The organism is Halorubrum vacuolatum (assembly GCF_900188065.1).
GTDB classification, from domain to species: Archaea; Halobacteriota; Halobacteria; order Halobacteriales; family Haloferacaceae; genus Halorubrum; species Halorubrum vacuolatum.
In genome coordinates this window covers 24575-37376 of record NZ_FZNQ01000012.1, presented here as the reverse complement: position 1 = coordinate 37376, position 12802 = coordinate 24575, and the positions used below count along the sequence as shown (strand labels likewise).

9 protein-coding genes are annotated in these 12802 nt (G+C 64.1%); 7 read left to right on the top strand and 2 right to left on the bottom strand.

Annotated elements, in window-relative coordinates:
* The first annotated feature begins 67 nt into the window (after positions 1–67).
* Positions 68–1417 (top strand): putative ATP-dependent zinc protease, encoded by a 1350-nt coding sequence (locus CHB65_RS11325; protein ID WP_179213649.1) that lies wholly within the window; start codon positions 68–70, stop codon positions 1415–1417.
* 214 nt (positions 1418–1631) lie between these two features.
* Here CHB65_RS11325 and CHB65_RS11320 read toward each other — a convergent pair whose 3' ends face one another.
* A complete protein-coding gene (locus tag CHB65_RS11320) occupies positions 1632–2240 on the bottom strand; it encodes a DNA-3-methyladenine glycosylase family protein (RefSeq protein ID WP_089385183.1) in 609 nt (202 codons plus the stop codon).
* Positions 2241–2385: 145 nt separating this feature from the next.
* Between CHB65_RS11320 and CHB65_RS11315 the strand changes: the two genes are divergently transcribed.
* Positions 2386–4383, top strand: a complete 1998-nt coding sequence (locus tag CHB65_RS11315; protein ID WP_089385182.1) for a 3-hydroxyacyl-CoA dehydrogenase/enoyl-CoA hydratase family protein — start codon at positions 2386–2388, stop codon at positions 4381–4383.
* 54 nt (positions 4384–4437) lie between these two features.
* Here the strand turns inward: CHB65_RS11315 and asd are convergent, their stop codons facing one another.
* On the bottom strand, positions 4438–5481 hold the full coding sequence (asd, locus tag CHB65_RS11310; protein ID WP_089385181.1) for an aspartate-semialdehyde dehydrogenase: 1044 nt from the start codon (positions 5479–5481) through the stop codon (positions 4438–4440).
* Between the two features lie 203 nt (positions 5482–5684).
* Between asd and CHB65_RS11305 the strand changes: the two genes are divergently transcribed.
* The 5 genes from CHB65_RS11305 (at position 5685) to CHB65_RS11285 (ending at position 12802) form a co-directional block, all read left to right on the top strand.
* Positions 5685–7358: a Na+/H+ antiporter NhaC family protein gene (locus CHB65_RS11305; RefSeq protein WP_089385180.1), complete on the top strand. Its 1674-nt coding sequence runs from the start codon at positions 5685–5687 to the stop codon at positions 7356–7358.
* 517 nt (positions 7359–7875) lie between these two features.
* Positions 7876–9630 (top strand): cation:proton antiporter, encoded by a 1755-nt coding sequence (locus CHB65_RS11300; RefSeq protein ID WP_089385179.1) that lies wholly within the window; start codon positions 7876–7878, stop codon positions 9628–9630.
* A gap of 50 nt (positions 9631–9680) precedes the next feature.
* Positions 9681–11360 (top strand): cation:proton antiporter domain-containing protein, encoded by a 1680-nt coding sequence (locus CHB65_RS11295; RefSeq protein ID WP_089385178.1) that lies wholly within the window; start codon positions 9681–9683, stop codon positions 11358–11360.
* A 98-nt stretch (positions 11361–11458) separates the two neighbouring features.
* Positions 11459–11788 carry a 4Fe-4S dicluster domain-containing protein gene (locus CHB65_RS11290; protein WP_089385177.1) on the top strand — a complete coding sequence of 110 codons (330 nt, stop codon included), beginning with the start codon at positions 11459–11461 and terminating at the stop codon, positions 11786–11788.
* Positions 11789–11926: 138 nt separating this feature from the next.
* A complete protein-coding gene (locus CHB65_RS11285; RefSeq protein ID WP_089385176.1) occupies positions 11927–12802 on the top strand; it encodes an electron transfer flavoprotein subunit beta/FixA family protein in 876 nt (291 codons plus the stop codon).

Sequence of the window (12802 nt, the reverse complement as noted above, 5' to 3'; positions counted from 1 at the left end):
ACGACCAGTCGCGTAAACGCAAAAAGCGATCGGCGTTATTTTTACCTCCCCGGGTGCAGACTCGTGCATGACTTCTGATCCGGTACGGGTGGGGGTGCTGTCGCTGCACAACAGCAAGGAGACGAAGGCGATCTTAAACGCGGTCGAGGACCTCGGCCACGAACCGGTGTGGTTACGCGAGGAGAACGCCGCGATAAGCGTCGAGGACGGAGAGGTCGATGTCGAGCCGGCCGTCGACGTGATCGCAAACCGACTCCTGCTGTCGAACACCGGACAGCCAGCTGAGCTGCTCGGGCTTGCGGCGACCTTCGAGCGCATCCGGCCGATGCTGAACGAGCCGGACGCCGTCCTCGCGTCCATCCATAAGTTCGCGACCGCCGCCAATCTCGCCGATTGGAACATCCGGGTCCCCGACGCGCTGCTCGCGCTCTCGAACGACCGGCTCAACGAGGACCGCGAACGGTTCGGCGAGGTCGGCGTTTATAAAACGGCGATCGGCACCCACGGCGGGGGTACGTGGAAGGTTGACCTCACCGAGCGCGTCAACCCGAAGGTCGGGAATCGACAGGCGTTCCTCCAACAGCTCATCGACCGGGACGACAAGAAGCACCGGGACCTCCGGGTCTACGTCGTCGGCGAGGAGATCGTCGGATCGATGTACCGCTATGCGCCCGAAGGCGACTGGCGGACGAACGTCGCGCTGGGCGGTGCCGTCGAGGACGCGACCGAGGATATGCCGAAAGAGGCGGCTGAAACGGCGCTGTATGCGGCCGAGGTGATGGGACTCGATTACGCGGGCGTCGACCTCGTCGAGGGATACGACGGCTGGTACGTGCTCGAAGTCAACCCGACCGCCGGGTTCAAGGGGTTACATAAAGCGACCGGCCGATCGCCGGCACCGTACATCGCCAAACTCGCTATCGAGACGGTCGACGGCACGGTGGATGAGACGACCGTCGAACAGCTCGCACGGACCCTTGATGACTCCCGCCCGTCGTGTGCACCGAAGCCGCGACCACAGCCCGACGAACTCCCCGTCATCGGCTACATCGAGGAGGTCGTCGTGACCGGCACATCCGGGTCGACGCAGGCGCTCGCGAAGTCCGACACGGGGGCGACCCGAACGAGCATCGATACGAAACTCGCCGCGGAGATCGGCGCCGGGCCGATAAAGAGCATGACGCGGGTGAAATCGGGAAGCGTTCGGAGCGGCAAGGCCCGCCCCGTGGTCGACCTCGTCATCGGCGTCGGCGGCAACCAGCATACCGTCACCGCGAGCGTCGAGGACCGCGGGCACATGGAGTACCCGCTGCTTCTCGGCCGGGACATCCTCGAGCAGTACCGCGTCGACGTCCGGAAGCGGGTCGACGCCGAACCTGCTGAGCGGGAGGACGGGCCGGTTCTCGAAGAGGAGTAGGCCCCCCGGCGAACGCTTTTTATACCAGTTGGACGACGAAGCGAACAGGATTTATATACAAGCACGCGGCCAACCGCCCTATGTCCTGACGATGGCCACGTGGCGGTCCGCGGGTGTCCGACGTCGCCGTCGCGTGGTATGTACTCCGTAGTAACACACACGGCCCGCCTGATGTCGGCTGTTCGCCAAGGATACTATCGGTGTATGCCACGTCTCACGATTCGTAGTCCGCCCACACGTAACGGGTCGCATAGCTCCGATACGGTCGCCACCCGTCGGCGATCGCCCGCATCTCCGATCGCGTGAGTTCCTCGCCGTCGGCGTAAAGCGCCTCGATCCCGCGACGAACCGCCAAGTCGCCGAGCGGCAGCACGTCCTCGCGTCCCAGCGCAAAGATGAGGTACATCCGGGCAGTCCACTCGCCGACGCCCGTGATCGTCGTGAGCTCCTCGATGACCGCGTCGTCGTCCAATTCGCTAAGGCCTTCACGGGACAGATCACGCTCGGAGAACGCGGTCGCCGCCGAGCGGAGGTACCGAAGCTTCGTCGCGCTGAGCCCTGCCTCCCGCAGCCGATCCTCATCGGCGGCGAGGACGCGCGCCGGCGTGACCTCGTCCGCCAGCACCGAAAGCACCCGCTCGCGGATCGCCGCCGCCGAAGCCGTCGAGAGCTGCTGATTGATGATCGACCGACAAAGCCGCCCGAACTCGTTCTCGGCGGGGACGATGGGGAGCCAACCGTGCTCGTCGAGCAACCGGTCCATCACTGGATCCTCACGCAACACCGCCTCAACGGCCGCCCTGGAGCCGGATCGTGTGTCCATACTGGGTCGCTGTTCTCCTCCGTGAAGGATACCGGTTTCGTCGACCCCGAAGCACTCGATGGGTCGACGCAGAAAATAAACAGTAAGAGTGTTTCTCGTTCTGAAAAGAGAAACGTTCAATCGGGACGGTTCCGACCGGTGGAGCATGGAGCTTGAAGACGTCCAGCGAGTGGCCGTACTCGGCGCCGGAAACATGGGTCACGGCATCGCGGAGGTCGCCGCGCTCGCCGGCTATGACGTGACGCTGCGCGATATCAACGAGGAGTTCGTCCAGAACGGGTACGATCAGATCGAGTGGTCGCTCGGAAAGCTCGCCGAGAAGGACCGCATCAACGACGAGGAGGCCGATGCCGCACTCGAACGGATCGAGCCGCTCGTCGACCTCGAAGCGGCCGTCGCGGACGTGGATGTCGTGATAGAGGCCGTCCCGGAGAAGATGGAGATCAAACAGGAGGTGTACGCCGACCTGGAGTCGTACGCGCCGGATCGGACCGTTTTCGCCACGAACACGTCGAGCCTGTCGATCACCGACCTCTCGGAGGTGACCGAGCGATCCGAACGATTCTGTGGGATGCACTTTTTCAACCCGCCGATCCGGATGCCGCTCGTCGAGGTCATCGCCGGAGCGCACACCGACGAGGCCACCCTTTCGTTGATCGAGGCACTCGCCGAGGAGATGGACAAAACGCCCGTCCGCGTCCATAAGGACAGTCCCGGCTTCATCGTGAACCGGATCCTCGTCCCGCTGATGAACGAGGCGGCATGGATCGTCGAATCCGGCGATGCGAACATCGAGACCGTCGATGCGACGACGAAGTACGGGCTCGGCCTCCCGATGGGGGCGTTCGAACTCGCCGATCAGGTCGGCATCGACGTCGGCTATCACGTCCTCGAGTATATGCACGGCGAGTTGGGTGACGCCTATCGGCCGTGTCCGCTCCTCGCTGAAAAGGTCGAGGCCGGTGACCTCGGCAAGAAGACGGGTGTCGGTTTTTACGAGTATGAAAACGGCGGTGTGAACATCCCGACGGACGCGATCGATGAAGGGGTCGAACGCCGCTTGCTCGCGGTGATGGCCAACGAGGTCGCCGGCTTGATCGGCAACGACGTCGCAGACGCGGATGCGATCGACCGGGCCGTCATGCTGGGTGGTGGGTTCCCGGACGGGCCGGCGAAACTCGCGGATTCAGCGGGGCTCGAAACCTTGACCGAGACCCTTGATGGGCTGGCGGACGCGACCGGAGAGGCACGCTATGATGTGGTTCCGGCGCTTCGTGAGGCCGCCGAGGACGGGGGCTTTCATGGGTCCGGTGGTTCCGGCGGTTCCGACGATTCCGGAACCGTCGAAGGAGACGGCTTCGACTACGACACGCTTGCCGTGACGATCTCGGAGCGGGTGGGTCACATCCAGATCGACCGGCCACACCGCATGAACACGATCAGTGACGAGTTGCTCGACGAACTGGGCGACGCGATCGACCGGCTCGGTGCCGATGACGACGTCCGGGCGGTCCTCTTGACGGGGGTCGGCGATCGGGCGTTTTCGGCCGGCGCGGACGTCCAGAGCATGGCGGCCGGCGGGGCGGACCCGATCCTGGCCGTGGAGATCTCACGGCGGGGTCAACGGACGTTCGGAAAGCTCGAAGCGATGGACAAGCCGGTCGTCGCCGGGATAGACGGCTACTGTCTGGGTGGCGGGATGGAGCTTGCGACGTGTGCGGACCTTCGAGTCGCCTCCGAGCGCTCCGAACTGGGCCAACCGGAACACAACCTCGGGCTGCTTCCCGGCTGGGGTGGCACCCAGCGGCTCGCACGGATCGTCGGTGAGGGGCGCGCGAAGGAGATCATCTTCACCGCCGACCGCTACGATGCAGAGACGATGGCCGACTACGGCTTTATAAACGAGGTCGTCGACAACGACGCCCTTGCGGATCGGGCGTGGGAGTTGGCGGCCGACCTTGCCGCCGGGCCCCCGATCGCCCAGCGATACACCAAGCGTGCGATGCACGCCGGGCGCACGGACGGGGAGGCCGGCCTCGCGATCGAAGCACAGGCGTTCGGCCACATCATGAACACCGAGGACGTCATGGAGGGGATCACGGCGTTCATGGGCGACGGCGATCCGGACTTCAAGGGGAAATAACCCTACCCCCCGGCCGTATTCGATGGAGACGAAGCCGGTGTAGACGGAGCCGGCTCAGACGTAGCCTTCCTTGACGAGCAGTTCGCCGTTCAACACCGATGCTCCGGCTGCACCGCGGATGGTGTTGTGTGCGAGACAGTTGTACGCGACTCCTTCGTAGGTCGTCTGTACACCGCCGGCGACGACGCCCATCCCACCGGCATACGTGCGGTCGAGACGCGGCTGCGGTCGGTCGGGGTTCTCGTCGTCGAAGACCTTGATAAGTTGATCGGGGGAACTGTGGAGGTCTGCGCTCGGGAGGTCACGCATCGCCGCACGAACCTCCGCCGGCGAGGGATCCTCCGAGAGCGCCGCGAAGACGTTTTCGAGGTGGCCGTCGAGCGTCGGGATCCGGTTACAGGAGGCGACGACGTCCGCGTCATGTAATTCGATCCCCGCGCCGTCGAACGCGCCGAGGAGCTTTCTGGACTCCGTCTCCATCTTTTCCTCCTCCCCGCCGATATGCGGGATCGCGTTGTCGATGATCTCCATCGACGTGACACCGGAGTAGCCGGCACCGGAGACCGCCTGCAGCGTCGAGACGTGGACGCTTTCCAACCCGAACGAATCGAGCGCCGCGAGCGTCGGTACCATCGTGATCGTCGAGCAGTTCGGGTTCTTCACGAGCGCGCCGTCCCAGCCGCGCTCGTCGCGCTGGACGTCGATGAGGCCGAGATGTTCGGGATTGATCTCCGGGATCGTGAGCGGGACGTCGGGAGCCATGCGGTCGTTCGAGGAGTTCGAGGAGACGACGTATCCCTCCTGCAGGAATGCCGGCTCGACTTCGGTGGCAACCCCCGATGGCAACGAGGAGAACAGGAGGTCGACGTTCGCATCCGCGATCGCCTCCGGGTCGGTCGCGCGGACTTCCATATCGGCAACGTCATCCGGAATTGCCGTGTCGACCCGCCACTTGGCCGCCTCACGATACGGTTTCCCGACGCTCGACGCGCTCGCGGTGACGGCGGCGAGTTCGAAGGTCGGGTGGTCATCGAGCAGTTGGATGAATCGCTGGCCCACGGCACCGGTGGCGCCGAGGATGCCGACTCGTACGGACATTGCACGACACTGTGTCACAGCCACGTAAGTGCGTTCGGATAGGCACCGGCGAGGGACGAACCGACGGATCGTCGGATTTCCCGGAAGAATGGTGGCGTGTCTCAGGGGAAACGGCGTAATCGACAGCGATCGGTCGGTTATCTGGCCGTCTCAGAGGAGATCCGTAGGATCATTTATCAACCCCCGGGTCACAGTAGGTCGGTATGTCCGACTTTGGAGCGCTCTCGGTCGTGCCGCCGTTGCTCGCGATCGTGTTGGCGATACTCACACGAAAGGCGGTGCTGTCGCTGTTCCTCGGCATCTGGGCCGGGGCAGTGATCTACACCGGGGGACTCGGGATCGTCCAGACGTTCGAGTGGATCGTCGACGCGATAGCCGACGACTTCCACGCGACCATCATCGTGTTCACGCTCCTCCTCGGCTCCGGGGTCGCCATGGTATGGAACCTCGGGGGGACCTACGCGGTCAGGAACTGGGCGTTAACACGGCTCGATACCCCACGAAAGGCCGGACTCGCCGCATGGATACTCGGCTTAGCCATGTTCTTCGACGATTACGCGAACACGGCGATCGTCGGGTCCGCGATGAAGGACGTCTCCGATTCGTTGCGGATCTCCCGTGAGAAGCTCTCCTACATCGTCGACTCCACGGCCGCCCCCGTCGCGACCATCGGCATCTCCTCGTGGGTCGCGTTTCAGCTCTCGCTCATCGTCGACGGGTACGAGGCCGCCGGCGTCGACGCCGCCGATCGGCCGAGCACCTTCGAGGTCTTCCTCTCGGCCATCCCGTTCAACATGTACGCCATCCTCGCCATCGTGATGGTCGCCATCATCGTCGTCTGGGGTCGCGATTACGGCGAGATGTTGACCGCGGAACACCGCTCGTGGACGACGGGCAAGGTCACCCGCGACGACGCCGTCCCGATGCAGGATGTCGCCGCCGAACTCGGCGAGCCGCCGGCGTCGACCCCTCGGCTCATCAACTTCTTCGCACCTGTCGCGGTGCTGATCGTGATGACGCTCGCGACCGCGCTGTGGACCGGCGGGTTCTCCGTCGGCGCGTTCGTGGCGGACCTCATCGCGGGCGACGTTGAGGGTGCGGGTGGTCTGCTCTGGGATGCCACGCTCGATGCCGCCTACGAGACCGCGCTGATGATCGGCTCGTTCGCGATGGTCGCGACCGGGTTCCTGCTCGGCAAGGTCTACGACATCTTCGGCGTCGGCGAGGCCACGGCGTACACCATCGACGGGTTCGGGATCATGATCACCGCGGTCTCCATCCTCGTGCTCGCGTGGGGGATCGGCGAAACCATCGGCGCGCTCGGTACGGGCGATTACGTCGCGGCGATAGCCGTCGGGGCTGTCTCCGTCGAGTTACTCCCCGCGCTCGTCTTCCTCGTCGCCGGCTTCATCGCCTTCTCGACGGGGACCTCGTGGGGAACGATGGGGATCATGACCCCGATCGCGATCCCGGTCGCCTGGCAGATCAGCGGCGGCGGCGCGGAGGGGCACACCCTCGTCGCCGTGATGGTCGGCGTGATCTTCTCGGGGGCGATCCTCGGCGACCACAGTTCGCCGATCTCCGATACCTCCGTGCTGTCGGCGACCTTTACCGGCGCGGACCTCATCGACCACGTCCGGACCCAGCTCTATTACGCCGTCACGGTGGGCGTCGTGGTCGTGCTCCTGCTTCTGGCTTGGGGGTTCACCGGTGTGACGCCGTTCGTGCTCCTGCCCATCGGGGCGTTGGCGCTCGTCGGGCTGGTCTATCTCCTCTCGGAGGTCGACGGCCGTCGCAAGCGCATCGACCCCGTCTCGGTCAACGAACCGCGCGAGGGCGCTGAGACGATCGTCGCCGGGAGCGAGAAGGGTGAGTAGCGACGAACGAGGTTTTTAACCCCGGCGGCGACGAATATGGAGTTGCGTGCCACCAAGTCCCCGCGCGAGTGATCCCGAACGGGAGCGATGAACACGCGGAGAACCCAGGCACGTGACAGACCCGTCGCGTTCGCGACGCGCCCGCCGCCACGTAAGGCGGTCGCCCGGCACGAGGGTTTCCCGGTCGACACGGCACGCCGCCGGAGATGAGACCGGTCGTTAGTGTTCCGGGCGGACATTCTCGGAAACGTCTCATACAGGATGTGTTGAGAATACCGGTCGCTCGCCGTATCGCGGTGGTGGCTCGGTCGAAACTGATCGTCACACGGGGCTCAGTGGGGGTAACTGAATCGTCATCGCCACCACGGACGGAGTATCCCGCTTTGGGATATAAAAGGCCCGTATCCGAATCCGTTTGCCGACACTGACCGACGACCCCTTCGCGTCGCCGTCGGGCCACGTCGTGGTTGGGGCACCGAAATACCTATCATATTCCACAGAAAACGGCCTGTATTCGATGGTTTCTGAAGTAGCACTGTCGCTCGATCTCGCGATCATCCTTCTGGCTGCGACGCTCGCGGGGTTCCTCGCGAGACAGACCGGCCAACCCACCATCATCGCCTACATTCTCGCAGGGGTGATCGTCGGTCCGGTCGTTCTCGGACTGGTCGAGGTGACCGAACTCACGGAGACACTTTCGGAACTGGGGCTCGCGTTTCTGCTCTTTCTTTTGGGGATCAAGATGCGGATCGACGAGATCAAACACGTCCTCGCGCCGATCGTCAAGATCTCGCTCCCGCAGATGGCCGCCGTGGCGGCGGTCGGAACCGGCGTTTCGCTGGCGTTGGGCTTCGGCACGATGGAGTCGATCGTCATCGGCCTCGCCGTCATGTACAGCTCGACGGCGGTCGTGATCAAGATGCTCACGGATCTGGACGAGGCGACGACGCTCCACGGCAAGATCGACGTCGGCGTCCTCCTCGTTCAGGACGTGGTCGTCGTGATCCTGCTGGCGGTGTTGGCGGCGGGTCGCCCCGAGAGCGCGACCGAGGTCGCGACGACGCTGGCGGTCGTGCTTGCCCTCGTGGCGCTCATCACCGTGGCTGCCCTGGCTGCCTCCAAGTACGCGCTCCCGCCGTTGTTCCGTCGCATCGCCGACAACCGACAGGTGTTCTTCCTCGTCGCCATCTCGTGGGCGTTTCTCTTCGTCTTCGTCTCGGATAACATCAACCTCTTTCTCGCGCCGCTCGGGATGGAGGCGTACCTCTCGATCGAGATGGGTGCCTTCCTCGCGGGGGTCGCCATCGCGCAGCTTCCATACAGCAAGGAGTTGCAGGACCGGGTGAACCCGCTTACGGACCTGTTCGTGATGATCTTCTTCGCGTCGGTCGCGTTGTCCCTCGATGCCGGGGAGCTTCTGTTCTACTGGGAAGAGGCCGTGATCGCGGCGGTCGTACTGATGGTCGGCAAGTTCGTGGTGTTTTTCACGCTTCTCAATTGGCAGCGGTTCGACCGCGAGACGACCTTCTTCGGAAGCCTCTACATGATTCAGGTCAGCGAGTTCGGCGTGGTCGTCGGCGTCGCCGCCGTCGCCGGCGGGTTCATCGGCGTGGAGATCCTCGGCTTTTTGACCCTGTTGGCGCTCATCACGATGAGCGTCTCCGTGTACTTCTTCGCGTTCGGCGATGTCCTCTTCGACCGGCTGGAGCCGTCGCTCGAACGGTTCGAGGCCGAGGAGACGTTCACCGAGCAGCAACGGGAGTACGAGGACCACGCCGTCGTCGTCGGCTACGACGGGTTGACTCGGAACGCGCTCACGCTTCTGGCGGACCATTACGATGATCTCGTCGTGGTCGACCGACAGGCCGGCCACATCGAGGAGCTCACTGAAAACGGCTACGACGCGGTGTTCGGCGACATCGCGAGCGGCTCCATCCGGAAGGACGTCGCGCTCAAGCGGGCCGACTTCGTCCTCTCGTCGTCCGATCAGCTGGAGATCGGTAAGGCGCTCCTCCGGGGGACCGCGCCCGACGCGACGGTCATCCTCGAGGCGAAAACCGAGGATGACGCCCGCCGACTGTATACGAAAGGCGCGGACTACGTCATCCTTGGACCGATCCTCTCGGCCGAGCGGCTCGCCGACTACGTGCGAGCGCTTCTCGAGGAGCCGGAGACCTTCGAGGAGGCGATCGATCGGGATACGGCGCTGCTTCGGGACGAGACGCCGTTTCCCGACGTCCACGATCGGATGGTTGGTGATCTCGATGATTGAGCGGCGACCCGACGTTCCCCGGAACGCATCCGTCGAGGGAGGTGAGACCGATGTCTGAGATGCTCACCGCGGTGGCGATCATCTTCCTCCTTGCCGGTCCGTTCCTCGTCTTCGCCAACCAGTACGACCTTCCGGTCCCGCCGCTTCTCATCCTCGCCGGCGTGTTGGCGGGGTTCTTTATCGAGGAGGCGATCGCCCTCGAACTCGCACAGTTCGGGATCGCGCTTTTGCTGTTCACCTTCGGCGTCGGCATCCAGACCACCTCGATCGAGTCGGTGATCGCCGACAGCGAGGCCGCCGCGTTCGCACAGATCCTCGTTATCGGAGGGCTCGGTGCCGGGTTCGGGCTCATCGTGGGGCTTCCACCGGGCGAGACGATCTTCCTTGGCGTCGCCGTAGCCCTCTCTTCGACCATCGTCGCGACATCGCATATGCAGTCGGAGATCCGACGAAACCTCATCTACGGACGGCTCGGTGAGTCGATCCAGTTCGTCCAGGACCTCTTCGCCGTCGTGTTCATCCTCGTCGTTACGGCCGGGGTGGTAGAACTCGACCCGATCGTCTTACAGATCGGCTATGGGGTTTGTTTCTTCATCGCGGCGGTGCTCGTCAACCGATATCTCTTCGATGCGGTCGGTCGGTTCGCCGGGGGGTCCGACGAGCTGCTTATCATCGGGGTGGTCTCGCTGCTCGTCCTCTTCATCGGTGCCGCCGCAGCCGTCGGCGTGCCGGTCGTCGTCGGAGCGTTCGCGGCCGGGCTCGCGGTTCGTCACGACCGGACGGAGTACCTCGGGCTCTTCAACGGGTTGGAGGCGATCAAGGACTTCTTCGTCGCCATCTTCTTCGTCGTCGTCGGCGCGCTCGTCGTGCTTCCGTTCGTCGAGATCGGTACCGCTGACTCGATCGAGAAGCTGGTGTTGGTCGCCGGGCTCGTGGTGTTGACGGTGCTCGTCAAGCCCGCGGTGACGACTGCCATCCTGATCTACCGCGGCTACGAGTCGCGGGCGGCGACCTTGACGGGGCTGAACACGGATCAGATCAGCGAGTTCTCGCTGGTTATCGCTATCGAGGCGCTGTTGATCGGAATGCTTACGCAGGCGGTCTTCGACGCCATCGTCCTCGCGGCCGCGGTGACGATGATCACCTCGACGGTGACCCAGCGGTACAACGAGCGGATCTATCGGGGGCTTGCGACCCGTGGGATCGTCTCCGGCCGCCACGACAAGATCGACGAACAAAGCGAGGTGCCCGCGGACATCACCGACCACGTGATCGTTCTCGGCTACAGTGAAACTGGCAGACGGATCGTCGAGACGCTTGAAGACCTCGAGCAATCGTACGTCGTCATCGAGACCGATCCCGATCTGCACGAGGCGGTCCGGATCGATTGTGAGTCGTACGTCCTGGCCGACGCGATGGAGCCGTATACCTGGGAGAAGGCGCGTGCGGAGGAGGCGCGGGCCGTGGTCTCGGTGACCGTCTCGCCGGTCGTCTCCCGTCGCGTTCTCGATCTCGGCCTCGACGCGACGATCGTTCTCCGTGCGGAGACCGAACGCGAGGCGCTGGATCTCTTGGATCTGGGTTCGACCTACGTCGCGGTGCCGGACCTCCTCGCCGGCGAGGAGTTGATCGTCCGGCTGGAGGCGGTCCTTTCGGGCGAGACGACGGCGGACGGGTTGCGGTCGGCGGGACAAGCGGAGCTGGAGAACGGGTTCGATCGGGCCGATTGACGCCGCCTGAACGGTCATTCGCATGGCGCCGCCGGGACGATCGATTGACTGCGGAGCCGCTGGGTTTATAATCCGTGCAGCGAATACGTGTGCTAACAATGGCCATCGATCCAAGCTTCGAGCAGAACCGGGAGAAGGTCGACGAGGAGCACGGCGTCGCGGTGTGGGGCCCGGTCGACCCGCCGGAGAACCTCGGCATTCGCGGAACACACGTCGCGGTCGATTTCGACATCTGTCTCGCCGACGGGGCCTGTTTGGAGGACTGTCCCGTGGACGTCTTCGAGTGGGTCGACACCCCGGGACATCCCGAATCGGAGATCAAAGCGAACCCGACCAACGAGGACCAGTGTATCGACTGCATGCTGTGTGTCGACGTCTGTCCAGTCGACGCGATCGACGTCGACCCCGGCCGCGCCGGTCGGATCTGAGCGGATCGAGCCTATCGATCCTCGCGTTCCCGTTTTCTTCGACCCACCATCCGACCGTCACGGCAGTGTTCGGCTAACCGTACCCTGCATAAACATCTATTAGGAACCGTGATCATCCATGAATGTGAGGAGATAGCTATGAACACGCTCGTACTGACCAAAGGCGTTCCCGACTTCCGGGAGGGCAAGGTCTCATTCGATGAGGACGGCCACCTGGAACGGGGGAAGACACCGACGGTGATGAATCCGAACGACAAGGTCGCACTGCAGGCAGCCCTTCAGGAAAAGGTCCGTCACGGCGGGACCGTCTCGCTCATGAGCATGGGTCCGCCGGGCTATAAGGAGGTGTTACAGGAGGGGATGCGTGACGTGTACGCCGATGACCTCTACTTATTGTCCGACCGTGAAATGGCCGCCGCCGACACGTGGGCGACCGCGATGACGGTGACGACGGGGATCGCCAACATGGAGGAAACGCCGGACCTCATCGTTGCGGGATTTAAAACCGCCGACGGGGAGACCGGCCACACCGGGCCACAGACCACGTGGTGTCACCACATGAACGACGACCTGCCGGATCGCTCGCTGCTCACGCACGTCGTCGCGCTCGATGTCGACCCCGAAGAAGGGCGACTCCGCGCAAAGCGACTCGTCTCCGGCGACGTCGACGAGATCGAGACCGTCGAGACGGATCTCCCGGCGTTCGTCGTGATGGATCCGGAGTTCGAGCCGAGCTATCGGAAGGCCGACCACCGGCTCCGGTATAAGGACCTCCGCGAGGAGACGAAAGCACGCGCCGAAACGTTCGAGGATCACCTCACCGTGTGGAACCACGAGGACCTCAACCTCGATCCGGACTTCATCGGGCTCGACGGGTCGCCGACGATCGTCGCCGGCGTCGACCCGATCCCGAAGGGACCGGCCGAGCGGGAGGCGACGCCGGTCTCCCCTGATGATGAGGAGGCGATGAACGAGGTACTCGGGGAGTTCACGCCGTTTGCAGGGGGTGACTGA